The sequence below is a fragment of the Streptomyces sp. NPDC093261 genome (genome assembly GCF_044753645.1).
Lineage (GTDB): Bacteria > Actinomycetota > Actinomycetes > Streptomycetales > Streptomycetaceae > Streptomyces.
In genome coordinates, this window is sequence record NZ_JBIVNO010000007.1 from 5642 (window position 1) to 30644 (window position 25003).

General features: G+C 72.7%; 19 protein-coding genes. 8 read left to right on the plus strand and 11 right to left on the minus strand.

Annotation, left to right across the window (positions count from 1 at the left end):
* Positions 1-166: 166 nt before the first annotated feature.
* From ACIP94_RS17000 to ACIP94_RS17025, 6 genes are all read right to left on the minus strand, one after another.
* Positions 167-1144, minus strand: coding sequence for a cation diffusion facilitator family transporter (locus ACIP94_RS17000; RefSeq protein ID WP_402425734.1), 978 nt, complete (start codon positions 1142-1144; stop codon positions 167-169).
* Positions 1145-1301: 157 nt separating this feature from the next.
* On the minus strand, positions 1302-2450 hold the full coding sequence (manA, locus tag ACIP94_RS17005; RefSeq protein WP_402425736.1) for a mannose-6-phosphate isomerase, class I: 1149 nt from the start codon (positions 2448-2450) through the stop codon (positions 1302-1304).
* Between the two features lie 67 nt (positions 2451-2517).
* The gene (locus tag ACIP94_RS17010; RefSeq protein ID WP_402425738.1) at positions 2518-3645 is read right to left on the minus strand and encodes an SIS domain-containing protein; all 1128 of its coding nucleotides are present in this window, start codon (positions 3643-3645) and stop codon (positions 2518-2520) included.
* Between the two features lie 28 nt (positions 3646-3673).
* Complete coding sequence (locus tag ACIP94_RS17015) at positions 3674-3844, minus strand: Trm112 family protein (protein ID WP_381092520.1); 171 nt, start codon at positions 3842-3844, stop codon at positions 3674-3676.
* A gap of 145 nt (positions 3845-3989) precedes the next feature.
* Complete coding sequence (locus ACIP94_RS17020; RefSeq protein ID WP_402425740.1) at positions 3990-5402, minus strand: phosphomannomutase/phosphoglucomutase; 1413 nt, start codon at positions 5400-5402, stop codon at positions 3990-3992.
* A gap of 145 nt (positions 5403-5547) precedes the next feature.
* Positions 5548-5925, minus strand: coding sequence for a DUF3499 domain-containing protein (locus ACIP94_RS17025; protein ID WP_234511851.1), 378 nt, complete (start codon positions 5923-5925; stop codon positions 5548-5550).
* A 379-nt stretch (positions 5926-6304) separates the two neighbouring features.
* Between ACIP94_RS17025 and ACIP94_RS17030 the strand changes: the two genes are divergently transcribed.
* The gene (locus ACIP94_RS17030; protein WP_402426233.1) at positions 6305-6754 is read left to right on the plus strand and encodes a metallopeptidase family protein; all 450 of its coding nucleotides are present in this window, start codon (positions 6305-6307) and stop codon (positions 6752-6754) included.
* 151 nt (positions 6755-6905) lie between these two features.
* On the opposite strand, the gene ACIP94_RS17035 is transcribed toward ACIP94_RS17030, so the two are convergent.
* From ACIP94_RS17035 to ACIP94_RS17045, 3 genes are all read right to left on the minus strand, one after another.
* Positions 6906-8423 carry a DUF5719 family protein gene (locus ACIP94_RS17035; RefSeq protein ID WP_402425742.1) on the minus strand — a complete coding sequence of 506 codons (1518 nt, stop codon included), beginning with the start codon at positions 8421-8423 and terminating at the stop codon, positions 6906-6908.
* Positions 8420-12058, minus strand: a complete 3639-nt coding sequence (locus tag ACIP94_RS17040; RefSeq protein ID WP_402425744.1) for a glycosyltransferase — start codon at positions 12056-12058, stop codon at positions 8420-8422. The genes ACIP94_RS17035 and ACIP94_RS17040 overlap by 4 nt, the downstream gene beginning before the upstream one ends.
* A 217-nt stretch (positions 12059-12275) precedes the next feature.
* A complete protein-coding gene (locus tag ACIP94_RS17045; protein ID WP_003975777.1) occupies positions 12276-12539 on the minus strand; it encodes a WhiB family transcriptional regulator in 264 nt (87 codons plus the stop codon).
* 703 nt (positions 12540-13242) lie between these two features.
* Here ACIP94_RS17045 and ACIP94_RS17050 point away from each other — a divergent pair.
* From ACIP94_RS17050 to ACIP94_RS17065, 4 genes are all read left to right on the plus strand, one after another.
* Positions 13243-13824, plus strand: a complete 582-nt coding sequence (locus ACIP94_RS17050; RefSeq protein ID WP_402425746.1) for a cysteine dioxygenase — start codon at positions 13243-13245, stop codon at positions 13822-13824.
* A gap of 234 nt (positions 13825-14058) precedes the next feature.
* Positions 14059-15018 (plus strand): 2-phospho-L-lactate transferase, encoded by a 960-nt coding sequence (gene cofD / locus ACIP94_RS17055; protein WP_402425748.1) that lies wholly within the window; start codon positions 14059-14061, stop codon positions 15016-15018.
* Positions 15019-15053: 35 nt separating this feature from the next.
* A complete protein-coding gene (locus ACIP94_RS17060) occupies positions 15054-16373 on the plus strand; it encodes a coenzyme F420-0:L-glutamate ligase (protein WP_402426235.1) in 1320 nt (439 codons plus the stop codon).
* A 165-nt stretch (positions 16374-16538) separates the two neighbouring features.
* Positions 16539-17540 carry a DNA-3-methyladenine glycosylase family protein gene (locus ACIP94_RS17065; protein WP_402425750.1) on the plus strand — a complete coding sequence of 334 codons (1002 nt, stop codon included), beginning with the start codon at positions 16539-16541 and terminating at the stop codon, positions 17538-17540.
* Between the two features lie 137 nt (positions 17541-17677).
* On the opposite strand, the gene ACIP94_RS17070 is transcribed toward ACIP94_RS17065, so the two are convergent.
* Together ACIP94_RS17070 and ACIP94_RS17075 are read right to left on the minus strand one after the other, a co-directional pair.
* A complete protein-coding gene (locus ACIP94_RS17070) occupies positions 17678-18760 on the minus strand; it encodes a sugar phosphate nucleotidyltransferase (protein WP_402425752.1) in 1083 nt (360 codons plus the stop codon).
* 305 nt (positions 18761-19065) lie between these two features.
* A complete protein-coding gene (locus ACIP94_RS17075; RefSeq protein WP_402425754.1) occupies positions 19066-20529 on the minus strand; it encodes an N-acetylmuramoyl-L-alanine amidase in 1464 nt (487 codons plus the stop codon).
* Between the two features lie 120 nt (positions 20530-20649).
* Here ACIP94_RS17075 and ACIP94_RS17080 point away from each other — a divergent pair, with 120 nt between their 5' ends.
* From ACIP94_RS17080 to ACIP94_RS17090, 3 genes are all read left to right on the plus strand, one after another.
* Complete coding sequence (locus ACIP94_RS17080) at positions 20650-21417, plus strand: TIGR03089 family protein (RefSeq protein ID WP_402425756.1); 768 nt, start codon at positions 20650-20652, stop codon at positions 21415-21417.
* A gap of 234 nt (positions 21418-21651) precedes the next feature.
* The gene (locus ACIP94_RS17085) at positions 21652-22869 is read left to right on the plus strand and encodes an LCP family protein (protein WP_402425758.1); all 1218 of its coding nucleotides are present in this window, start codon (positions 21652-21654) and stop codon (positions 22867-22869) included.
* A gap of 236 nt (positions 22870-23105) precedes the next feature.
* Entirely contained in the window at positions 23106-24845 is a 1740-nt protein-coding gene (locus tag ACIP94_RS17090) for an LCP family protein (RefSeq protein ID WP_402425760.1), read from the plus strand.
* Positions 24846-25003 lie beyond the last annotated feature (158 nt).

Genomic DNA, 25003 nt, shown 5'->3' on the forward strand with positions numbered 1-25003 from the left:
GGTGCGCAAGAGGCGCGCCGCCGTGGCGGTGCGCAAGAGGCGCGCCGCCGTGGCGGTGCGCAAGAGGCGCGCCGCCGTGGCGGTGCGCAAGAGGCGCGCCGCCGTGGCGGTGCGCAAGAGGCGGGTCGTCCCGCCCGCACCGCCGTGGCCCTTCCACGGGTGAGGGTCAGTGGCCGGCGGTCCGGGTCGGGCCCCCGGGCGTCGCCTCGGGGTCCGGGCCCTTGGCCGCCTCGGCCGCGCTGTAGATGTCCGGCTCCAGGTAGATGACCCGCGCTATCGGGACAGCGGCACGGATACGGGCCTCGGCGGCGTCGATCGCGGCGGCGACCTGGGCGGCGGTGTCGTCGTGCCGGACTGCGATCTTGGCGGCGACCAGCAGCTCCTCGGGGCCGAGGTGGAGCGTGCGCATATGGATGATGCCGGTGACCGTCTCGCCGTCGACGGTCACCGACTCGATCTTCCTGACCACGTCCGGACCGGCGGCCTCGCCAAGGAGCAGGGACTTGGTCTCGGCGGCGAGGACGAGGGCGATCAGGACGAGCAGGACACCGATGCAGACGGTGCCGATGCCGTCCCAGATGCCGTCGCCGGTGAGCAGTGCGAGGCCGACACCCCCGAGGGCGAGGACCAGACCGATCAGCGCGCCGAAGTCCTCCAGCAGGACGACGGGCAGCTCGGGCGCCTTGGCGCGGCGGATGAACTGCGCCCAGGACAGCGTTCCGCGCAGCTCGTTGGACTCCTTTATGGCGGTGCGGAAGGAGAAGCCCTCGGCGAGCAGCGCGAAGACGAGGACGCCCACCGGCCAGTACCAGTGCTTCAGTTCGTGCGGGTGCTCGATCTTGTCGAAGCCCTCGTAGATGGCGAACATGCCGCCGATCGAGAAGAGGACGATCGAGACCAGGAAGGCGTAGATGAAGCGCTCGCGGCCATAGCCGAACGGATGCTGCGGAGTCGCCTCGCGCTGGGCCCGCTTGCCGCCGATCAGCAGCAGGAACTGGTTCCCGGAGTCGGCGAGCGAGTGGACGCCCTCGGCGAGCATCGAGGACGAGCCGCTGAAGGCGAACGCCACGAATTTCGATGCCGCGATCGCGAGGTTGGCGCCGAGTGCCGCCACGATCGCCTTGGTGCCGCCTGACGCGCTCATGTGTTCGCGTTGTCCCTTCGTTGCCGTCCCGCCCTGGCTGGTCGCACTCGCGTACCCCGCTCCAGGGCCTTTGCCCGTCCTTTGCCGGTGGGTCATTGTTGCAGCCGGGTCCGGCGGTGCTGCGCCGGACCGGCGTCGGACGGCATGCGGCTGTGGCTCAGGCGACGACCGTGGCCCGGAAGAGCGTGCCGCCTCCAAAGACCACGGTGGGTTCACCCGCCGGTACGAAGACCGACTCGCCCGGGGCGAGCGGATGTTCGCCGACGCGTACGGTTCCGGCCGTGCACAGCAGGATCTGCGGGGCCGGGCGGGTGAGGTCGTGCGTGGTGTCCTCGGGGAGCACGTAGCGGGACAGGCGGAACTCGTCGATGGGGGTCTCGTAGACCTCCTCGCCGTCGGGGGACGCCTCCGGGCGCAGCACGCCGGGGTCGCCCGCCTCGAAGCGGACGATGCGCAGCAGTTCGGGGACGTCGACGTGCTTGGGGGTCAGTCCGCAGCGCAGGACGTTGTCGGAGTTGGCCATGATCTCGACGCCGAGGCCGCTCAGATAGGCGTGCGGAACGCCGGCACCGAGGAAGAGGGCCTCGCCGGGCTGGAGCCGCACATGGTTGAGCAGCATGGCCGCGATCACGCCGGGGTCGCCCGGGTAGTGGTGGGCGAGGTCCGCGTACGGGGCGTAGGCGCCGCCGAGGCGGGCGCAGGCGGCCGCGGTCTCGGCGACCGTGTGGGCCATCTCCTCGGGGTCGGCGGTCAGAACGGCGGTGAGGACCTCGCGCAGGGCGGCCTCTTCGGGGTGCGCGTGCAGTAGGTCGACGTAGGGCTTGAGGGAGTCGACGTCGAGGCCGGCGAGCAGTTCGGCGGCGTCGTCGGGGACGCGGAAGCCGCACAGTCCGTCGAACTCGGTGAGGGCGCAGATGAGTTCGGGCTTGTGGTTGGCGTCCTTGTAGTTGCGATGGGGCGCGTCGAGGGGGAGGCCGCGGCGCTCCTCGTCCTCGAAGCCCTCCTTCGCCTGCTCCAGGTCGGGGTGCACCTGGAGGGAAAGGGGGGCGCCGGCGGCGAGGATCTTCAGCAGGAAGGGCAGCCGCGGGCCGAACCTGGCGAACGTGCGGGCGCCGAGCTCCTGCTCGGGGGACTTGTCGATCACCTCGTTGAGCGGCCCGCGCGGGGTGCGCGAGGGTGCGCCCGGGTGGGCGCCCATCCACATCTCCGCCTGGGGTTCACCGGTCGGCTCCACGCCGAGGAGGCGGGGGATGGCGGTGGTCGAGCCCCAGGCGTAGGGGCGGATGGTGTTGTCGAGGCGATCCATGGGTGTTCTTTTCTCCGTAGTCACGCGGGGCACGAGCGCCGTCGGGCGGCGACGGCGTGAGCCAAGGTCAGGCCCTCGAAGCGAGCGCCACGTAAACAGCGGCGAAATCCGTGATGGCGATCAGTTCCGCGAGGGTCTCCAGCTCGCTGCCGTCCTCCGGTTCCAGCTCGCTGATCGCCGTGTCATGGCTGAGGGCCAGCTCGCGTGCGGTGGGGGCCGCGCTCAGGCCCCCGATGGGCCGGTCGCGCAGCAGCACCACGCGTGCGTGGAGGGCCTGGGCCTCCTCGACGCGGTCGCGGAAGAAGTCCTCGGGGTCGGCGCCGGCGGCGAGCGCACCGGAGAGCAGGACGTTGTGCGAGGCGAGTGCCTCGGGCAGCTGCGCGGTGAGCGCGGGACGGCCGGCCAGTTCGGCGAGCGCGGCGGCGAAGCGACGGCCGGCGGGTGCAGCGGAGACGCCCTCCGTCCAGATGACCGGCAGGGATTCGGCCAGTTCGGCGGCGAGGGTCTTGGCTGGGTTGGAGTAGGTGGCGATGGCGGGGCCGCAGCGCTCGGCGACCTGGTCGAGGCGGTCGGCGACCTTCTCCAGGGCATCAGCCGGGGCGGAGAGCAGCCCGGTGCGGTCCAGCAGGGCGAGCAGCGGGGTGAGCAGGGCCCATAGGACGCCGGGCGCGGACGCCGCGAGCGGTTCCTCCTGCTCGTAGGGGGCGGTCGCCATCGGGACGAACAGGCCGTGCGCGCCGTTCACCGCCTCCGTGACCGGGGCTCCGGCGGGGGCCACGGCGACGACCGCGCAGCCTCGTCGGTAGGCCTGCTCGACGAGGATCCCGAGGCCCGGTTCGGTGCCGTCGGGCGTGGCGATCAACAGGAGGTCGACGGGGCCCGCCCAGCCGGGCAGGTCCCAGCGCAGGGCACCGGCGGCCGGGGCGACACCGGTCGGGTGGATGCGGGTGACCGGGCAGGAGGCGCCCGCGAGCGTTCCGAGCAGCTCGGCCACGCCCACGGAGGCGGTGCCGGGGCCCGCGATGAGGACGGCACGGGGGCGGCCGTCGGGCTTCAGTTCGGTGATCCCCGCCTCGGCGGCGTGCCGTACGGCGGTGCGGACCCGGGCGCCGGCCTCGGCGGCGCCGCGCAGCAGGGCGCGGCGGTCGGCCAGCGCCAACGCGTCGGGGTCGTCCAGCAGGGATTCGTCGAGCATGAGCGGCAGTCTCCGATCGCCGGTTCCGTCAGGCGGGGCGGCGGGCCTCGTCCACGAGCAGGACCGGGATGCCGTCCCGGACGGGGTAGGCGAGGCCGCAGTCCTGACCGGTGCAGATCAGCTCGCTGTCCTCCTCCTTGAGGGGGGCGTGGCACGCCGGGCAGGCGAGGATCTCCAGGAGGCCGGCTTCGAGCGGCATGAGGGGTCCCTTCGGAGCGAGTGCGCTTGACCTGGTCAGATTACCGCCGCGGGGGCGACGGGGTGGGGGTTGGGCGTGGCGGCGCGGTCCCGGGCGCCCCGCTCGGAAGGGGCGCCCGCCGCGGCCGTGCCGCCTGGCGCGGGGGTCAGCCGCGGATGATGGCCAGGGCCTCGTCCCGGATCTTCGCCATGGTCGCCTCGTCCTTCGCCTCCGCGTTCAGGCGCAGCAGCGGTTCGGTGTTGGAGGGGCGGACGTTGAACCACCAGTCGGCGGACGAGACGGTCAGGCCGTCCAGCTCGTCGAGGGTGACGCCCTCGCGGCCCTCGTACGCCGCCCTGATCGCGGCCAGGCGGCCCTGCTGGTCGTCCACCGTGGAGTTGATCTCTCCGGAGCCCGCGTAGCGGTCGTACTCGGCGACCAGCTGTGACAGCGGGCCGTCCTGCCCGCCGAGGGCCGCCAGGACGTGGAGCGCGGCCAGCATGCCCGTGTCGGCGTTCCAGAAGTCCTTGAAGTAGTAGTGGGCCGAGTGCTCCCCGCCGAAGATCGCGCCGGTGCGCGCCATCTCGGCCTTGATGAAGGAGTGACCCACGCGCGTGCGCACGGGCGTGCCGCCGTGCTCCCGGACGACCTCGGGCACGGACCAGGACGTGATCAGGTTGTGGATGACCGTGCCCTTGCCGCCGTGCTTGGCCAGTTCGCGCGCGGCCACCAGCGCCGTGACCGCGGACGGCGAGACGGGGTCGCCGTGCTCGTCGACGACGAAGCACCGGTCGGCGTCCCCGTCGAAGGCGATGCCGATGTCGGCGTGCTCCTCGCGGACGCGCTTCTGGAGGTCGACGATGTTCCTGGGGTCGAGCGGGTTGGCCTCGTGGTTGGGGAAGGTGCCGTCCAGCTCGAAGTACATCGGGACCAGGTCGATCGGCAGCCCGGCGAAGACGGTGGGCACGGTGTGGCCGCCCATGCCGTTGCCGGCGTCGACGACGACCTTCAAATGAGAGGGCGAAGCGCCCTCCTTGGAAGGGCGGTGGCCGGATACGGGCGGGCGGATGGAGGTCAGGTCGACCAGGGAGCGCAGGTGCGCCGCGTAGTCCTCCAGCGTGTCCCGCTCGGTGACCGTGCCGGGCGTCTGTGCGGGCTCCGGCGCGCCCTCGTCCACCCAGCGCTCGACCAGCGCGCGGATCTCGGCGAGACCCGTGTCCTGGCCGACCGGGGCGGCGCCCGCGCGGCACATCTTGATGCCGTTGTACTGCGCCGGGTTGTGCGAGGCGGTGAACATGGCGCCCGGCAGGTTCAGCGCGCCCGACGCGTAGTACAGCTGGTCCGTCGAGCACAGGCCGATCTCGGTGACGTCGACGCCGCGGGCGGCGGCCCCGCGGGCGAAGGCGCGCGAGAGTCCCGGGGAGGAAGGCCGCATGTCATGGCCGATCACGATCGCGTCCGCGCCGGTCACCTCGGCGAAGGCCGCCCCGAAGAGTTCGGCCAGCGGCTCGTCCCACTGGTCGGGGACGACGCCGCGCACGTCGTACGCCTTCACGATCTGCGACAGATCAGCAGCCACTGCCAACCCTCCTGAGGTCTTGACGATGACCCCAAACTACCTGTTGGAAGTGGCTCCCGGTGGTGGGTCCGGCGGGCCGGGCGGGCAGTTCCAACGGAGTTCATACCGGGGTTCACACCCGGACTTCACGAAGGCCGCCCGGCGCTCAGTTGTCCGGCGAGCGGAGGACCCGCAGATGGCCCCGGCGCGCGACCTCCATCGGGTCCGCCGTACGCGCGCTGCCGCCGCCCGCCTCCGCCGCGCGCTGCTGCGGGCGGGCCGCCTCGCGGACCGCGTTGGCGAGCGCCTCCAGGTCGTCGCCGCTGGGACGCGCGGGGGCCGAGCCGTCCAGGAGCCGGACGACCTCCCAGCCGCGCGGGGCGGTCAGGCGCTCGGAGTGCTCGGCGCACAGGTCGTAGCAGTGGGGTTCGGCGTAGGTGGCGAGCGGGCCCAGGACCGCGGTCGAGTCGGCGTAGACGTACGTCAGCGTCGCTACGGCGGGTCGGCCGCAAGCGGTGCGCGAACAACGACGTACAGGGCTCACGACGTTGGACGGTACCGCACTCTTGAGCGGGCCGCGACGACTCTCCCCCAGGTCACTCCACCGTGTCGTGCTGTGAAACACCCCACAGGCCCCTCCCGACGGGCCCCGGTGACCTGCGCGGAGGCCGCGGGATCCGGCCTCGAGCCGCCTTGAAACCGGTCACCACTTGCTACAAACCTTGCCAATTCTCATGAGCCCGACGGTCCGGGAGGGATATGGAATCGAGCCCAACCTTGGCTGGAATGGTCATCCTGCGACATTGCTCTACGGGCTCGACGGCATCCGGCGGCCGGCCCCGGCGAGCCGGGTGGACAACGCGGTGCGGAGGGGAGTGTGGGGCCGGGCGCCGGGCCCCGGCGGGGATTACGCTTCGTCAGTGATGGACAACGCCGTACCGCCCCGCTCCGCCGCACCCGGCCCCCGCCGCCGTGATCGTCACGGCAGAGGCATGCGCGGGCCCATCGCGCCGCCGCAGGTGCCGCTCGCCGCGAGCCGTGCCGAGGTGTTCGCGGATCTGGTGCAGGACTCCGTGGAGCGCCTGGAGCGGCGCTGGCCGCAGCTCGCCGACATCGACTTCCTCGTCCTGGAGGTGCCGCGCCTCGACGGCCCCGGGCAGACATGGAACGACGAGGCGGTGCCGCTGGGGGGCACGGTCCCGGCCGGCGACGGGCGCCGGGCGCGTGTCGTCGTCTACCGCCGCCCCGTCGAGATCCGCACCAAGGGCCGCGACGAGCGTGCCGCTCTGGTCCACGAGGTGGTCGTGGAGCAGGTGGCGGAGCTGCTGGGGCTGACTCCGGAGACGGTGGATCCGCGCTACGGCGAGGACTGACCTCCGGGGGTCCCTCGGCCCTTCGGGCCGTCACCTCATGGACAACCCGGGGCGTCACCTCCTCGGCGGCCCCGGGCCGTCACTTTCGAACAGCGCGAGCCGCCACTTCCCGAACAGCCGCGGGACGTCACCTCCTCGGCGCCCCGGGCCGTCACTTCTTCAGCAGGACGGAGAGGTCCTGGTCCGCCTCCGGCACCGCGACCGTGCCCCGGTCGTCGGGAAGGGTCTGCACGGTGAACGCCGGTACGCCCTCGATGGTCCTCTGGAGCGTACGGGCGGCGTAGACGGGTCCTCCGGAGACCGGCTCGACGGTGAGCGCGTACGTGCCCTTCAGACCGCTTGGCACGGGCGCGTCCACGTTCTGCGTCGTACCGCCCTTGATCGTGTACTCCTTGGTCGCCGCCGTGCCGCCGTCGCTGCCCGCGGACGCGGTGACCTTGACGGTGGCCGTGGCGCCCGGCGCGGTCAGCGCGAGCGTGCTGCCCTTGGCGCTGTTGTCGGCGACCGACGCGCGGGTGCCGACCGGCGCGGTGGCCGGGATGAACGCGGACTCCTGCTTGTCGCCCTTGCCGCGCACCACCCGCAGGGCGGCGACCACCGGGACCGGGGTGTCGCCGGGCGTCAGCACCAGGGAACCCGCCTCCCCACGGGTGACGTCGCCGAGGTCGACGGCGGTGGTCATGCCGGCCTTCAGATGCACCGTCTCGTTCCCGGCCGGGGTGATCTCCCCGGAGGGCGAGGCGAGGCGCACCTTGAGGTCGGCGTCGCCGTCGCCGGGCACGAAGGCGACCAGACGGACGTCCGTGGCGTCCTTGGGGATGCCGGGCAGCACCAGGGATCCCGCGGGGTCCGTCGAGGCGGCCAGCCAGTCGCCGCCCAGCTTGTCGTCGAGGGCCTGGACGGCGGCGGCGACGCGGCCGCTGCGGACGCTCACATGGACCGTGAGGTCGGGCTCCTTCGCGTCGGTGAGCGTGGACAGCAGGATCGGCTCGCTGGCGTGCGGCTGGACGGTGATGCCCTCGCCGACCGTCGACTTGAGGTTGCCGTCCTTGCCGTACAGCTCGATGTCGACGACGGCGGCGGAGCCGTCGGGGTTGGTCAGGTGCACATAGTCGGTGCGGGAGCCGGCGGTGCTGGCGCCCGGGAACCAGAACTCGGTGTCCGGGGCGGAGCAGCCGGTGCCGAGCAGCCCGCGGCCGGCCCCCGCGGCGACCTGGGTGGTCTCCTGGACCGTCCAGCCGGGCGCGAACCGTCCCGTGGCGGTGCCGATGAGCGCGGGCGTGTCGGCGCCCGAGCTGTCCGCGGTGACCGGGGTGCCGGGCTCCTTGGGGGCGACGGTCGGCGCGTCGGACTGCTTCTTGTCCTTCCCGCCCTTGCCGCCCTTGCCGGTGTCCGTGCCGTCCGCCGACTGTGCGTCGGCCACGATGAGTTGGGCCTTGCCGCTGCCGCTCGTGCCCTTCGAGACAGGCGTGAACGACGTGTACGTGGTCTCGGCGATGTCGGAGCTGCTCGGCTCGGGGCACAGCAGCCGGGTCTGCTCCACGGGCAGCCGGGCGGCCGTCGTCGCGGTGCTGCTGCCGGACGCGTCAGGCGTGTCGAGCGCGGCGAATCCGGTGACGGCGGCGAGCGCGGTCACGCCGGCGATCAGGGACAGGGTCGTGCGCTTCACTGCTGGCTCCCGTCGGGGCGCTCACTGTCGGTGCCGTGCGCCGGGTCGTAGGGCGCGGCGTAGCCCTGGTGGTACGTCGGGTCGTACGGCGCCGTGTTGCCGTAGGCGTACGGGTCGTACGGGGCGCCCTGGTAGGGGTCGGCCTGGTACGGCTGCTGCTCGTACGCGCCCTGCGCGTACTCCTGGGCGCCCTGGTACTGCTCGCCGCCGTAGGTGCCGTACTCGGTGCCGTACCCGGTGCCCGCGTAGCCCGTCGTGTCCCACTCCCCGTACGCCTGCTGCCGCGGGATCGCGACAGGCTCGAAGGCCTCGTCCTCCTCCTCGGCCGGGGCCGGGGCGCCGGTGTCCTGTCCCGCCTCCTCGGCCTCGGCCTGGGCACGCAGCCTGCGGGCCCGGCGGCCCTCGCCGCCGGCGTCCTGGGCGGGCACGACCGGCTCCTCGGGGAGGTCGTCGTCGACGTCCCGGCGGCGGCCGGGCAGGGCGAGCACCACGAGGACGACCGCGAGCGCGCCCTGCGCCCACAGCCACCCGGTGTGGCCGAACGGGGTGTCGTAGGTGACGTCCAACGTGCCGCCGGACGCGGGCAGTTCGAAGCCCTGGGCCCAGCCGTCGACCGTGGTGCGGGTGAGCGGCTTGCCGTCGAGGGTGGCTGTCCAGCCCGCGTCGGCGGTGTCGGCGATCCGCAGGATCCGGCCACCGGTGCCGGACGGGATCCGGGTGTGGATCAGGACGGGTCCGGCCGCCACGGGCTGCGGTGCGGCGGAGCCGCTGACGATCGCCGCGCGGGAGACCTCCCGGTCCACCCGCCACAGGGCGCTGCCGTCCTGCTGACTGAGCCGGCTCAGGCCGGGGGTGGCGTCCAGGACCCGGCTGACCTCCCGGGGGGCGCCCTTGCGGACGAGGACGTAGCGCACGGCGAAGCCGCCGAGTTCGTCGGCCTGGTCGGCGCCGGAGCCCGCCACGAGGTTGGCGACGACCTTGTCGAGCTGCTTGTTCTCGCCGTCCTCGGCGGCTAGTTCGGCGTCGCCGAGGCGGGCGCCGGAGCCGCGGACGAGGGTGTAGCGCACGAGCGCGGTGGACTCGCCGTCCAGGACGAGGGTGCGGGCCTGGTCGCTCGTGCCGCCCTCCTCGGCGACGAACGCGGGCACCTGCACGGGATCGCGCCGCTCCACGGGCCCGTCCGCGCCGCGGATCATCCACCCGGCGGCGATGAGCAGGGGACCCGCCACGGACGCGAAGGCGATGAGCGCGGCCACGGGCTGACGCCAGCCGAAGCTCTGCTCGGCCACCCGGTCACGGGCGCCCTCCGCGCCGATCACGGCGGCGGACAGCAGCGCGAGGCCGTAGACGAGGGTCGCGGGTCCGGCCCAGGTCGAGGCGTTGGAGAGGACCGCGAACACGAGCCCCACCAGGGCGGCCGCCCATGCCGTCCAGGCGGCTCTCCGGCGCTCGCCGCGCAGGAGGGCCGCGAGCGCGGCGAGGACGATGCCGATGAGCATCAGCCCGCTGACCGTGCCGGGGCCGCCGGGGCTCGCGCCCAGCAGATCGGAGGCGGAGGCCGCGCCCTTGCCGTAGGCGAGACCGGCCTCCCGGAAGAAGCCGTAGGGCAGCAGCGTGAGCGACCAGGGGGCGAGCACCAGCAGCGGGGTGCCCAACTGGGCGAGAACGCGCGAACCGTAGGCGAGGATCTCGTTTCTGCGCACGGCGAGCAGGGCGATGCCCAGGACCGCCGCGATGGGCCACACGATCGGGGTGAACGCGGTGGTGATCGTCAGCAGGAGCGCATACGCCCAGGTGGCGCGCCAACTGCCGCGCGCGCCGGAGGCGTGGGCGAGTCCGGACGCCGCGATGCCCGCGCGCGCGAGAAGCGGCAGCAGGACCGCGAGGACCGCGGTGCCGATGCGGCCGCCGGCGAGGGCGCCGGTGGCGGCGGGCAGGAAGGCGTACGCGATGGACGCCCAGGCGCGCAGCAGCCGGGACTCGACGAGCGGACGCGAGGCGAAGTAGGCGGTGAATCCGGCCAGCGGCACCGAGAAGACGAGCAGCACCGTCACCGCGAGTCCGGTGGAGCCGAAGAGGAGGCTCGCGAGCAGGGCGACGAGCGCGAGATAGGGCGGCGCGGAGTGGGTGCCGCCGGCGCCCAGCGGATGCCAGGCGTCGAGATAGCGCGACCACAGCTCGGAGGAGTCGGTGGGCGCGGGCAGCAGCGCGCCGCCGGCGAGCGCCCCGCCGCCGAGCAGGGCGCGGCAGGCGACCAGCGAGACAAGCAGGAGGACGGCGAAGAGCAGCGGGCCCGGTTTGCGGGCGATGCGCTTGAGCCGGGCGAACTGCTCGAGCTCGAGAAAGTCGGCGTCGTCGCCGCCCGGTCCGGACTCCAGGCCGCCGCCGTGCCGGCCGGCCGAGGAGACCTCGGGGTCGGAGCGGCCCACGAGGTTGCTCGCGACCTGTTCGAAGGTGGCCCGGACCGTCGCTCCGGGCGGCGGGAACAGCGGACGCAGCTCGCCCTTGTCGACCTGCGGACGGCCGCGCCGGCGGCGCCCGGCGATGATCCGCTCGGGCCGCAGCAGGGTGCCCAGCAGACCGCGGATCTCGTCGACGGCCTGCCCGGGCACCTTGCCGACGAGGTACGCGACCGTGCGCAGCAGGGTGCCGAGGATCAGGCGGAGCAGGATCCAGGGCAGCTGTCCCGTGCGGGCGTTGACGAGGAGGGTGTAGATGGCTCCCGCCTTGTCCACCTTGTGCGGGGAGGCCGCGGTGCGGCCCGCGCAGTCGACGGTGCGGCGCTCGCGGGAGGCCGCCTCCGCGTGTCGTACGACCGCGTCGGGGGCGACCAGGACGCGGTGGCCGGCGGCCTGGGCGCGCCAGCACAGGTCGACGTCGTCCCGCATCAGGGGCAGGTGCCGGTCGAAGCCGCCGAGCTCCTCGAAGACATCGCGCCGGATCAGCATGCCGGCCGTGGACACGGACAGCACCGGGCGGACGTGGTCGTGCTGCCCCTGGTCCTGTTCGCGGCGGTCCAGACCGGTCCAGCGACGGCCGGAGTTGGCGATGGTGACGCCGACCTCCAGGAGCTGCCGGCGGTCGTACCAGCCGCGGAGCTTGGGGCCGACGACGGCCACGTCGTCGCGGCCCAGCTCCAGTTCGTTCTCCACGACCCGCAGGAGCTGGGCCAGGGCGTCGGGTTCGGGGGCGCAGTCGTCGTGCAGCAGCCACAGCCACTGCACCGGCTCCCCGTACGGCAGCTCGGGCAGGTCGTAGGCCTCGTCCCGCCAGGTGCGGGTGACCGGGTCCCAGCCGCTGGGGCGCTTGAGGTAGGGCAGGTCGTCCGGGGTCAGCACGGCCGCGCCGCGATTCGCCTCCTCGACGGCCTGGCCGAAGCCGGTGCGCCGGGCGAGGTGCAGGACCCGGTCGCCGCCGAGGGCCTCGGTGAGCAACCGGGAGGAGTCGTCGGCGCTGCCGGTGTCGGCCGCCACGGCGTTCTGCACCGGGCGCTCCTGGCCGAGCAGCCCGGCGAGCGCGTCGGGCAGCCAGCGGGCTCCGTCGTGGGCGACGAGCACCGCGGTGACCACATGACGCGGGAACTCGGGTGTGGCAGCGGCGTCTTGATGGGTTGCCGTATGGCTGTACACGGACATCGAGGTGCGGGCCCCGGTTCGATGGACTGCGGTGGACGCCTGTGCCCTGGAGGACAGCGGGGCGTCTCGGACGAGCGACCACACTATCGGCTGGGCAGCACAGCGGCCCGCCGCCTGTGGATAACCCACCTGCGACGGGCCGCAGTGACGTCTGGGCACAAGGCCGTACGCCGTTGTCCGGGCAAGGGCGCCGGAGGTCTCCGGCGGGAGGAACGGGTCAGACCGCGGCCTTCTTGAGGCGACGGCGCTCACGCTCGGACAGACCGCCCCAGATGCCGAACCGCTCGTCGTTGGCGAGCGCGTATTCGAGGCACTCCGAGCGGACCTCACAGGCGAGGCAGACCTTCTTGGCCTCGCGGGTGGAGCCGCCCTTCTCGGGAAAAAAGGACTCGGGGTCGGTCTGGGCGCACAGCGCGCGCTCCTGCCAGCCGAGTTCCTCGTCCGCGTCGTCGACCAGCAGTTGCTGCACCAGCTCGGTCATGTGCGCCCCTCGTCAGTCTTTCGCGTCCCCGTGATGTAGCCGTTACCGATTTCGGCTGAACGACACGAGTGAAATTACAAGTGTGCCGATCCGGGCCAGTCAAGCCGAGATCTGCTATTGAGCCCCTTATTCACTCTGCGGAACCAAGGCTATGCGGAAAGTGTTCAAATCGGCATAAACCCAGACACTCAACAGGGGCCCGGATGGGCGCCCACCCCGTCACAGGGGAGGACGTCCGGACGTTCGATCTCGTTCCGACCCGAACCGCGAAGCGAACCGGATCACAGTCGGATCACGAGATCGCAACGGGGTCCGTGCGCCCGGCGGTGCGCTCCATGTGTCCCGGGTGGCCGGTGAACAAACCTTTCATCTGGCAGATGAACCGGATGAGGTGAAACACCTCCCACATTCCGGACCTCAAGTTGACAGGGGAAGTGTGAACCGATGTCCTAGTGGGCATGCTCGCGAACTCGGCACTCGCCCAGACCCGCTCCGCCGGGTCCCACGGTGCTGCCCGCGCTCGCTGTAGCTGTTGCCGTCTCGGCTGTTGAGCCTCTTCCACCGCTCCGGCCGCCCCTGAGTCCACCCGACTCGGCTGTTGTTCCCCGCCCGTATCAGGGCTTCCGCCACGCCCGTGACCCGGGCGGACGACTCGCGACATCCAGCCACCCCCGCACTCTCGCCGAGGAATGACCGCACCCCTATGAACAGCGACAGCGACCTGCAGATCGCCGGCGACATCCTGGAAGTGCCGCATCTGCTCCAGCCGCCGCGCGAGCACCCGGCCACCGTGGCCGAGTTCGCCGGTCTCGCCCGCTCCATCGCCGCCGACCGCTCCCAGTGGGAGCACCTTGTGCGGTACGACGCGACCTCCCGCTGGTACCACCGGCTGCGCACCGTTCCCCAGGCTCTCGGCTCCGTTCGAGCAGGGGAGACCCCAATCGGCTACGAGGTGTGGCTGCTGTCATGGGTCCCCGGACAGGGCAGCGGGCTGCACGGCCACGGGCGCTCGTCCGGCGTACTGACCGTCCTGCACGGCGCACTGACCGAGCGCACGGAGCGCGGCACCCGCGCGTGGGGTGCGGGGGCGCAGAGGGTCTTCGCACCGGGGTACGTGCACGAGGTGGTCAATGACACGCTGGAGCCGGCGGTGAGCCTGCACATCTACTTCCCGGGCCTGACCGAGATGCCCATGCTTCCCCCGTCCCGGCTCCGTTCGGCCGGCGGGGCCCCCGTCTCGGCGTGCACGGCGGAGCGGGGCCCGGTGGACACGGTCACCGGCTGAGCCCGGCGGCTTCCACCGCCCGCTCACGCGTCGTCACCGCCGTCCGCACGACCGTCCCACCCGTCGTCGGCCGGCGGCCACCGACCACCGGCCACCCACCACCGGCCACCGGCCACCGGCCACCGGCCACCGGCCACCGGCCACCGGCCACCGGCCACCGGCCACCGGCCACCGGCCACCGGCCACCGGCCACCGGCGCTCAACGCGCGGCCCCGCGGCTGACACACTGTTCCAATGCGCATTGTGGTTCTGGCAGGCGGCATCGGCGGTGCCCGGTTTCTGCGTGGCCTGAAGCGGGCCTCGCCCGACGCGGACATCACGGTCATCGGCAACACCGGCGACGACATCCACCTCTTCGGGCTGAAGGTCTGCCCGGACCTCGACACGGTGATGTACACACTCGGCGGCGGCATCAACGAGGAACAGGGCTGGGGCCGGGCCGACGAGACCTTCCACCTCAAGGAGGAGCTCGCGGCGTACGGCGTGGGACCGGAGTGGTTCGGCCTCGGCGACCGCGACTTCGCCACGCACATCGTGCGGACGCAGATGCTGGGCGCCGGCTATCCGCTCAGCGCGGTCACCGAGGCGCTGTGCGATCGCTGGAAGCCGGGGGTCCGGCTCCTTCCCATGTCGGACGACCGCGTGGAGACGCATGTCGCCGTCGAGCTGGACGGCGAGCGCAGGGCGATCCACTTCCAGGAGTACTGGGTGCGGCTGCGGGCCTCCGTCCCGGCCGAGGCGATCGTGCCGGTCGGGGCCGACCAGGCCAAGCCGGCCCCCGGCGTCCTGGAGGCCATCGCCGAGGCGGACGTGGTGCTCTTCCCGCCCTCCAACCCGGTGGTGTCCATCGGCACGATCCTCGCGGTGCCCGGCATCCGGGAGGCCATCGCCAACGCCGGGGTGCCGGTGGTGGGTCTCTCCCCCATCGTCGGTGACGCGCCCGTGCGCGGCATGGCCGACAAGGTGCTCGCGGCGGTCGGTGTCGAATCGACGGCCGCGGCGGTCGCCGAGCACTACGGTTCCGGGCTGCTGGACGGCTGGCTCGTCGACACGGTGGACGCGGCCGCCGTGGAGCACGTCGAGGCCGCGGGCATCCGCTGCCGCGCGGTGCCGCTGATGATGACCGACCCGGAGGCGACGGCCCGGATGGCCCACGAGGCGCTGGCGCTGGCCGAGGAGGTGCGAGGCGCTTGAGCGGCGGGCTCATCGGGGACGAGGGCGGCAGGGCCATGGGCGGCCCCGCGGCCGGCGGGGCCGAGGGGTACCGCGTCTGGGCCGTGCCCGGGCTGCCCGAGATCCGTGAGGGCGACGACCTGGCCAAGGTCATCGCCACGGCGGAGCCCGGGCTCGCCGACGGGGATGTGCTCCTCGTCACCTCCAAGATCGTGTCCAAGGCCGAGGGCCGCGTGGTCCGGGCGGACGACCGGGAGGCCGCCATCGACGCCGAGACCGTGCGGGTCGTCGCCCGGCGCGGGCCGCTCAGAATCGTCGAGAACCGGCAGGGTCTGGTGATGGCCGCCGCCGGGGTCGACGCCTCCAACACCCCGGAGGGAACCGTGCTGTTGCTGCCGGAGGACCCCGACGCGTCCGCGCGGGCCGTCCGGGACGGGCTGCGGGACGCCCTCGGCGTCGAGGTCGGCGTGATCGTCACGGACACCTTCGGGCGGCCGTGGCGCACCGGACTCACCGATGTCGCCATCGGGGCCGCGGGCGTACGGGTCCTGGACGACCTGCGCGGCGGCACGGACGCCCACGGCAATCCGCTGAGCGCGACCGTCGTCGCCACCGCCGACGAGCTGGCCGCGGCCGGCGACCTGGTCAAGGGCAAGGCCGCCGGTCTGCCCGTCGCCGTCGTGCGCGGGCTGCCGCACCTGGTGGCCGGGGACGACGGCGAGGGCGCGCGGGCGATGGTGCGCGGCGCGCGGGACGACATGTTCCGGCTGGGCACCTCAGAGGCGGTACGGGAGGCGGTGACCCAGCGGCGCACGGTGCGGACGTTCACCGACGAGCCCGTCGACCCCGGTGCCGTACGGCGCGCGGTGGCCGCCGCCGTGACCGCGCCGGCCCCGCACCACACCACGCCGTGGCGGTTCGTGCTCCTGGAGTCCGGGGAGTCGCGGACCCGGCTGCTGGACGCGATGCGAGAGGCGTGGATCGCCGACCTGCGGCGGGACGGGAAGGCCGAGGAGTCGATCGCGAAGCGGGTCCGGCGCGGAGACGTGCTGCGCAACGCGCCGTATCTCGTCGTCCCCTGCATGGTCATGGACGGCTCCCACACCTACGGCGACACGCGGCGGGACGCGGCCGAGCGGGAGATGTTCGTGGTCGCCACCGGCGCGGGCGTGCAGAACCTGCTGGTCGCGCTCGCCGGGGAGCGACTGGGCTCCGCCTGGGTGTCGTCGACGATGTTCTGCCGTGACGTCGTACGCGAGGCGCTGGGGCTGCCGGAGAACTGGGAGCCGATGGGCGCCGTGGCGGTCGGGCATCCGGCCGAGGAGCCCAGGCCCCGGCCCGAGCGGGATCCGGGGGCGTTCATCGAGGTGCGGTGAGCGCGCGGAGCGCCGGGCGCGGGTCGCCGTGCCCGGCGGGCGGGACGCGTGGGGCGCGAGTCGTCCCTGCGCGGCCCTCGCCCGCTCTACTCTCTTAGGAAACCGCACTCCTCTCCGGAAGAACGTCACTCCCGCAAGACCCGCCCGTCTCCCTAGGACCCCTCCGTGGCCGGACGCTTCCCTCCCCGCCCCACCCCCACGACACTGCGTGGTGGGGATGTCGTCGTACCCACCGGGGTGCCGCGGCAGGCCACTGCCCCGGGGCGACGGCGGACGTGGGCCCCGCCCGGCCCGCTCGACCTCGGTCTGGTGCTCGGGCCGCTGCGGCGCGGGCCCGCCGACCCCACCTTCCGGGCGACCCCCGACGGCTCGGTGTGGCGGGCCAGTCACACACCCCAGGGGCCGGGCACCCTGCGGGTCGCGCTGCGGCACGGGGTCGCCGAGGCGGAGGCCTGGGGGCCCGGGGCGGAGTGGCTGCTGGAGCAACTGCCCGAGATGCTCGGCGCGTCGGACGACCCGGAGGCCTTCGAGCCGCGGCACCGGCTGCTCGCGCTGGCGTGGAAACGGCGTCCCGGACTGCGGCTGACGCGGACGGGCCTGGTCCTGGAGTCGCTGATCCCGTCGGTCCTGGAGCAGAAGGTCACCACGGACGAGGCGTACCGGGCATGGCGGCTGCTGGTGCGGAAGTTCGGGGAAGCGGCGCCGGGTCCCGCGCCGGGGCGGATGCATGTGATGCCGGCCCCGCGCACCTGGGCGCTGATCCCGTCGTGGGAATGGCACCGCGCCGGTGTCGACGACAAGCGGGCGTCGACGATCCTGCGGGCGGTACGGGTCGCCGCGCGGCTGGAGCAGGCGACGGGGATGGAGCCGGCCGAGGCGCAGGCGCGGCTCGAGGTGGTGCCGGGGATCGGGCCGTGGACCTCCGCGGAGACCGTGCAGCGCAGTCATGGGGCGGCGGACTCGGTGACCGTCGGGGACCTGCATCTGCCGGGGATCGTCGGATACGCCCTCGCGGGAGACCGGTACGCGGACGACGAGATGATGCTGTCACTGCTGGAGCCGTACGCGGGGCAGCGGCACCGTGCGGCGCGGCTGATCCTGCTGAGCGGCTCCGTGCCGCCGCGCCGGGCCCCGCGGATGCGGCGGGGGGACATCGGGCGGCTGTAGGGAGTGGAAGGCAAGGCATCGTGGAGAGCAAGGAGTGAGGGCCGGGGAGGGCTGATGCTCCCAGCCCTCCCCGACCCTCACCCGAACCTTGCCAGGTTCTTACCTCCGGTGCCCGGCCGCGCTCCGCTCGCCGGTCCTCACTGGTCCGAGGAGAAGCGCACCGCGCCCGCGGGGATCCGCGCGTCGCACCAGACCCGTACCCCGTCCCGGAGTTCGTTGTCCGCGCCGACCACCGCGCCGTCACCGATGACCGCGCCCGTGAGGACCGAGCGTTCGCCGATCCGGGAGCGCGCGCCGATCAGGGAGTCGGTGATGACCGCACCCGGTTCCACCACCGCGCCGGAGAGCAGCGTGCTGCCCGAGATCCGGGCGCCCTCCCCGACGAACGCGCCCTCGCCCACCACGGTGCCGCCCGTCAGCTTCGCGCCCGTGGCGACCGACGCCGTCGGCAGGATCAGGCGGTCGCCACAGCGGCCGGGCACCGCGGGGGACGGGGCACGACCGAGGACCAGATCCGCCGAGCCGCGCACGAAGGCGGCCGGGGTGCCCAGGTCGAGCCAGTACGTCGAATCCACCATGCCCTGGAGATGGGCTCCGGCGGCCAGAAGGTCGGGGAAGGTCTCCCGCTCCACCGAGACCGGGCGGCCCACCGGGATGGTGTCGATCACCGAGCGGCGGAAGACGTACGCCCCGGCGTTGATCTGGTCGGTGACGATCTCCTCGGGTGTCTGCGGCTTCTCCAGGAACGCCGTGACCCGGCCCGTCTCGTCCGTGGGGACCAGGCCGTACGCCCTCGGGTCCGTCACCTTGGTGAGGTGCAGGGAGACATCCGCGCCCGTCGACTCGTGGGTCCGCACCAGGGCGCGGATGTCCAGGCCCGTGAGGATGTCACCGTTGAAGATGAGCACCGGGTCGTCGGGGCCCGAGTGGAGGCGGCTGGCCACGTTGCGGATGGCGCCGCCCGTGCCGAGCGGCTCCTCCTCCGTCACGTACTCCAGCCGGAGGCCGAGATCCGACCCGTCGCCGAAGTACGGCTCGAACACCTCGGCGAGATAGGACGTGGCGAGCACGATGTGCTCGACTCCCGCCGCCCTGGCCCGCGCCAGCTGGTGCGTGAGGAACGGGACCCCGGCCGCCGGAACCATGGGCTTGGGCGTGTGCACCGTGAGCGGGCGTAGCCGGGTGCCTTTGCCGCCGACCAGGAGGATCGCTTCTGTCACCTGTCGTCTCTGCTTCCTGCCGGGACCGGCCGAACTGTCCATCGGCCGGCCAGTCTATGCAGACCGTGTTATGAGGACCGCTAAAGGCGTTATGAGGACCGTTAGAGGCGCCTTCGATGACAGTGGGGTGTCCCTCGACGGCTGTGTGGGGAGACGTCCCCGCACACCCTCGTGCGGATGTACTCGTACGGCGTGTGCGGGACGTCTTCGGTGTCGTGCGGTGTGCGGTGTCGTGCGGTGTCGTGCGGTCACCGTACGACGTCGCGCGGGCGGTCCCGTACGACCTCCCACGACCGCCCCTGTCCTCAGCGGCCCTGGTAGCGGGCCGCCTCGGTGCGGACCAGGCCGAGTTCGCCGTAGAGCAGCCTTCCGGGGCACTCCGTGGCGAATCCGTCCCGATGGCCGGAGATCACGTTCAGTCGTACGTTCTCGCCCTTTGGGTAGAGATTGCCACCCGCGGACTCCAGATATGTCTTGGCGCGCGGATCCACGCCGAAGAGGCCGAGTTTCCACGCGGTGAGCTGGGCGAGGGCGTCGAGCGCGGCGGCCGACGGGGCGGTGGACGTATAGGTGCCGATGACAGCGATCCCCGTGGTGTCGCTGTTGAAACCGAGGGTGTGGGCGCCCATCACGGGCTTGTCCACGCCCCCCGCACGGCCTTCGTAGATGTTTCCGCACTTGTCGACGAGGAAGTTGTAGCCGATGTCCCGCCAGCCGCTGCTCACCACGTGGTAGCGGTAGATACTGCGGATGACGGAAGGGGCCTGGGAGCAGCTGTAGTTGTTGCCCGTGGCGGTGTGGTGCACGAAGGCCGCCTTCACGGTGTCCGTGTAGAGGAAGTCCGGCTCGCGCAGACTCTCGTCGGCGCCCCAGCCCGCCCGCGAGACGATGCGCGGGCGCGGTCCGACGTACGGCTGCTTCGCGCGCTCCTCCGACGCGTCTCCCGCGGCAGCCTTCCCCACCTTCTCCACCTTCGCCGTCGGCTCCTTCGCCCGCATCGACTGCATCGCCCCCGCCGCCCCCGCCGAGTCCTCCGATCCCTCCGGCTCCCCCGATGCCTCAGGCCGCTTCCAAGGCCCGGGAACCCCCAGGGCGTTGAGGGGAGCGAGACCGCCTTCGACGACGGACCCGATGGCTTCCGTGCCCGCCGCCGGGTACGGCGCGTCCATGCCCGGGTGGTCCGGCTCCTCGGCGGGGTCCGAGGACCCCGCGGGGGCGCCCTCCGCCGGCGCCTGCCCCGGGTCGACCAGTTCGACGCGCAGGCCGTCGGGGAGCTTCGGGGCGCGGGTCGCCCCGGACCCGGCCTCCTCGGCGCGCACCCACACCTGCACACCGTCCGAGGCGCCCACCCACAACGGCGCCGTCGATCCGCGCATCCGGCGCGAACGGCCCTCCCCGGTGCCCGGGTCGGGGCCGTGGTCCTGGTTCTGCGCCTCCAGCTCCTGCCAGCCGGACCACCGGCCCGTGGCGTGGGCCCGGGTACGGACCCGGACGTGGCCGCGGAGTTGGGCGGCGGGGTCGTCCCAGACGACACCGACCAGCGAGAAGGAACGCACGGTCTGCGGAGCGAGCCCCCGCTCGCTCGCGGCGCCGGGGGCGCGAGAGCCGCCGAGGGGCGCGAGAGGGAGCGACTGGGTACTGCCGGGGACGCCCGGCCCGGCGACCGCCCCGGCCGCGGTGGCCGGGGACGCGAGGGGCAGGGTGAGGACGGCGCAGCTGACACCGATCGAGAAAGCAAGGAATCCACGCATGAGTACGATCTTGGACATAGTCAGACATATATGTCCATCAAGGAACTGACGGGTCGTCGGATTCGCTCGGCCGAACCGGTGGCCCACCGCCCAGCCGCCGCGCCGCCCCGGCCACCGCCCCCGCGTACGCTTGCGCGCGTGAACCCCACCGACCGCACCCCTGCCGACCTGCTGCGTTCCGCGCTCGCCGCGGATCCCTCCCGCCCCCTGGTGACCTTCTACGACGACGCCACGGGCGAACGTGTCGAGCTCTCCGTGACGACCTTCGCCAATTGGGTGGCCAAGACCGCCAACCTCCTCCAGGGCGACCTCGCCGCCGAACCCGGCGACCGGGTCGCGCTGCTGCTGCCCGCTCACTGGCAGACGGCGGTGTGGCTGCTCGCATGCGCGTCCGTGGGCGTCGTCGCGGACATGGGCGGCGACGCGGCGGCCGCGGATCTCGTCGTCAGCGGGCCCGACACACTGGACGCGGCGCGCGCCTGCTCCGGGGAGCGCGTCGCCCTCGCCCTGCGCCCCCTCGGCGGGCGCTTTCCGCAGCCGCCGGACGGCTTCCTCGACTACGCCGCCGAGGTGCCGGGCCAGGGCGACCGCTTCCAGCCGTACGCGCCCGTCGACCCACAGGCACCGGCGCTCATCGTCGCCGGGGCGGAGTACACGGGCGCGGAGGTCGTGGAGCGGGCCCGCGCCGACGCTCCCGCCCTCGGCCTGACCGGGCCCGGCTCACGACTGCTGTCCGGTCTGCCGTACGACACCTGGGAGGGGCTGAGCGCCGGGTTGTACGCGGCCCTGGCCACGGGGGGCTCGGTGGTGCTCTGCCGGCATCTGGACCGGCTCGGCGAGGGCGCGCTCGCCCAGCGGATCGAGAGCGAACGCGTGTCGGCCACCGCCACCACCACCGCTCACTGAGCGGTCCGCCCCGGTCCGCCCCGGTCCGCCCCGCCCCGCGAGCGCCCGCGCAGGACCCGCCGTCCGCGCGGGTGGACGCCCCTCCCGCGCCCGCACGGACGAGCCGCCCCCTCCCGCGCGGGCGCGCGCCGCATTCCCCCGTTCGGACCAGCATCAGCCGCCCCCCGGCCCTGCCCCGGGCCATGGTCGTAAGAGCCCGACACGCTCGTACGCCGCAAGGGGGTGCACCCGGCAGTGACGATCCACGGCACCGCGTGGCAGCCACCCCGCCGGCGCCGGCGCTGGGTGCGCCGCTCCGCGCTCGGCCTCGCCGTGCTCGTGCTCGGGGCCAGCGGGCTCGGGTGGGCCGCGTACGAGAAGCTGAACTCGAACATCACCGCGGACAACGACGCCGCCTCCGAGCTGGCCCGGTACGAGAAGGAGCGGCCCACCGCGCTCGTGCACGGCGCGCAGAACATCCTCATCATCGGATCCGACCGGCGGTCGGGCGCCGGCAACGGCCAGTACGGGCGGGACTCCGGGACCGAGCGGTCCGACACCGCGATCCTGCTGCACCTCGCCTCGAACCGGCGCACCGCCACCTCCGTGTCCCTGCCCCGGGACCTCATGGTGGACATGCCGAGCTGCCGGCGGCCGGACGGCAGCCGCACCGAGCCGGTGTTCACGATGTTCAACCACGCCTTCGCCACGGGCGGTTCCGCCTGCACCGTGCGCACCGTCGAGAAGCTTACGAACATCCGGATCGACCACTTCATGGTCGTCGACTTCAACGGCTTCAAGGAGATGGTCGACGCCCTCCACGGTGTCACGGTGTGCCTGAAGGAGCCGATCGACGACAAGGCCGCCCGGCTGAGGCTGCCCGCGGGCAGGGTGACCCTCAACGGCGAACAGGCACTCGGCTATGTGCGCGCCCGCAAGAGTCTCGGCAACGGCAGCGACACCGAGCGGATGGAACGCCAGCAGCTCTTTCTCGGCGCGCTGGTCGGCAAGGTGCGCGGCAACGACGTCCTGCTGAATCCGGTGACGCTGTATCCCGTGCTGGACGCGGCCACCTCGGCCCTGACCACGGACCCGGCCCTGGCCAGTCTGCGCGGGCTCTACCAGCTTGTGACGGGTCTGCGAAACCTCGGCGCCGAGCACGTACAGTTCCTGACCGTGCCGCGCGCCCCGTACCCGGGCGACGCCAATCGCGACCAACTCGTGGAGCCCGCGGCACGGGATCTCTTCGCGCGGCTGCGCGCGGACCAGCCTGTCGAGGTCACCAGGGAAGTGCCGGCCGATCCGCCCGGAAGAACGAGCGAGGAGCCCGGCAGCTCCGGTGACCGCGCGGAGTCGTACGACAACGCGATGTCCGGCGGAAAGCCGCCGGTCGGCCCCGGTGTTCCGCTGCGGAGTCCCGAACCCCCGCCCACTTTCCACGGGAACACGGCCGCACAGGACGCCTGCGGGTAAAGTGCGCCCCAAGGCGGGAACGCGTGAGCTGAGAACTCTCTGAGAAATAGGGCGGATTGCCCGGTTGTAGGGGAGTGGATTTTGTCACCGCCGTCGCTGGACGCTGAACTGGGCGGATAGTGTGAGCGATCTGGTGCCATACCCGTGAGGTCCGTCCTGGGTCACGCACCGGCTGAAGAGACCCGAGCGCCTCGAGGGGAAGGCGCCGCGTGGCCCCGACGGAGGATCGGACAACCGTGGACGCGCAAGGCCGTGGGCGGGCGGACAACATCGACCCCGCAGACCAGTGGGTGCTCAACCCGAACACCGGTGAATACGAACTGCGACTGACCCCTTCCGCACCGCAGTCGGGCGTGCCGAGACCCCGCCGGGGTGCTCCCGCACCGGGTGCCCCCGGAGGCACCCGCACAGCGTCCGGTTCCCGGAGGGCGGCCCCGGACACAGCACCACCGGACGCCCTCCCCGGGCAGCGACGGCGCCGGGGGGCTCCCGAGGAGCCGCCGCCGGGGCGGCGCCGTGGGCGGACCAAGCCCAAGAAGGGCAAGGCGAAGAAGGTCCTGCTGTGGACCGGCGGCAGCATGGCCTTCGTGCTGGTCGCGGTGTCCGCGGCGGGTTATCTCTACATCAAGCACCTCAACGACAACATCACGTCCGTGTCGGACGACGGTGCGAGCACCGGCGGCTTCCAGAAGGACAAGGCGATCAACATCCTGCTGATCGGCACCGACAAGCGCACCGGCAAGGGCAACACGGGATACGGCGACGCCGGCAGCGTCGGGCACGCCGACACCAACATCCTTCTGCACGTCTCCAAGGACCGCTCGAACGCGACCGCCCTGAGCATTCCCCGTGATCTGATCGTCGACGTCCCGGACTGCCCGACGAAGCAGGCCGACGGCACCACGAAGGTCATCCCCGGCACGAAGGGCGCGCGCTTCAACACGAGCCTCGGCCAGGACGACCGCACGCCGAGCTGCACCATGCGCACGGTCACCGAGCTGACCGGCATCACCCCGGACGACTTCATGGTCGCCGACTTCAACGCGGTCAAGACGCTGACGACGGCCGTCGGCGGCGTCGACGTGTGTCTGGGCAAGGACATACACGACCGGGACTCGCACCTCAATCTCCAGAAGGGCATGCGCCATATCGAGGGCGAGACGGCACTGGCCTTCGTGCGCACCCGGCACGCCGTGGGCTTCGGCGGTGACCTGAGCCGGATCCAGTTGCAGCAGCAGTTCCTCAGCGCGTTGATGCGCAAGCTGAAGTCGAACTCCACGCTCAGCGATCCGACCAAGATGCTGGACGTGGCGGAGGCGGCCACCAAGGCGCTGACCGTCGACTCGAAGATCGACAGCATCGGCAAGCTCAAGGACCTGGGTCTGGAGCTGGGCAAGCTCAACCCCAAGAACCTGACGTTCACGACGGTGCCGGTCCTCGACAACCCCGCGGACGGGGCGGTCAAGAAGACGGTCATCCTCAACCCCAGCAAGGCGCCTCAGGTCTTCGAGGCGATCAGGGCGGACGTCTCCTTCACCGCGGTCAAGAAGCAGCAGAAGGCCACCGAGGACGCCCGGCTGAAGGGCTCCCGTTCGGCCGCCTCCGACATCCGCGTCGACGTCTACAACGGCGGCGCTCCCGGCGGCAGCGCCCAGGAAACGCTCAACTGGCTGCAGAACACCGAGGGCGTGACCAAGTCCAGCCAGCTCGGCAACGCGGGTGTCACCCTCGACAAGACGACCCTCGAGTACGCCCCCGACCAGGCCGACCAGGCACGCAAGCTGGCGGACCTCATGGGCCTGCCCGCGTCGGCGTTGAAGCCGGGCAAGAGCGAGAAGAACGCGCAGGGACTGCCCGCGATCGTGCTGACCCTCGGCAAGGACTTCAAGGGCGCCGGGGTGCCGCTGACGGCCCCCACCAAGGCGCCGGCCGTCGACTCCAAGTCCACGGCGGACAAGGTTCAGTGCGCCAAGTGACCTGAGCGGCCCGCCACGCGTCTTACACGGCGCAAGACCCGCCCCGAACAGGAGTACATCCTGTCGGGCGGGCCAAGCGTCCAACTGGACGCGGGAGACATCGGCGGGGCGCGACGGGCACCCCGCCCACGACGAAGGTCCCGGGAGCGGCGCGATCG

Excerpts from the sequence above, each read along its gene's own strand:
- ACIP94_RS17000 (WP_402425734.1), bottom strand. The coding sequence starts at position 1,144 with ATGAGCGCGTCAGGCGGCACCAAGGCGATCGTGGCGGCACTCGGCGCC.
- manA (WP_402425736.1), bottom strand. The coding sequence starts at position 2,450 with ATGGATCGCCTCGACAACACCATCCGCCCCTACGCCTGGGGCTCGACC.
- ACIP94_RS17010 (WP_402425738.1), bottom strand. The coding sequence starts at position 3,645 with ATGCTCGACGAATCCCTGCTGGACGACCCCGACGCGTTGGCGCTGGCC.
- ACIP94_RS17015 (WP_381092520.1), bottom strand. The coding sequence starts at position 3,844 with ATGCCGCTCGAAGCCGGCCTCCTGGAGATCCTCGCCTGCCCGGCGTGC.
- ACIP94_RS17030 (WP_402426233.1), top strand. The coding sequence starts at position 6,305 with ATGGACAACGCCGTACCGCCCCGCTCCGCCGCACCCGGCCCCCGCCGC.
- ACIP94_RS17040 (WP_402425744.1), bottom strand. The coding sequence starts at position 12,058 with ATGTCCGTGTACAGCCATACGGCAACCCATCAAGACGCCGCTGCCACA.
- ACIP94_RS17045 (WP_003975777.1), bottom strand. The coding sequence starts at position 12,539 with ATGACCGAGCTGGTGCAGCAACTGCTGGTCGACGACGCGGACGAGGAA.
- ACIP94_RS17050 (WP_402425746.1), top strand. The coding sequence starts at position 13,243 with ATGAACAGCGACAGCGACCTGCAGATCGCCGGCGACATCCTGGAAGTG.
- cofD (WP_402425748.1), top strand. The coding sequence starts at position 14,059 with ATGCGCATTGTGGTTCTGGCAGGCGGCATCGGCGGTGCCCGGTTTCTG.
- ACIP94_RS17060 (WP_402426235.1), top strand. The coding sequence starts at position 15,054 with ATGGGCGGCCCCGCGGCCGGCGGGGCCGAGGGGTACCGCGTCTGGGCC.
- ACIP94_RS17075 (WP_402425754.1), bottom strand. The coding sequence starts at position 20,529 with ATGTCCAAGATCGTACTCATGCGTGGATTCCTTGCTTTCTCGATCGGT.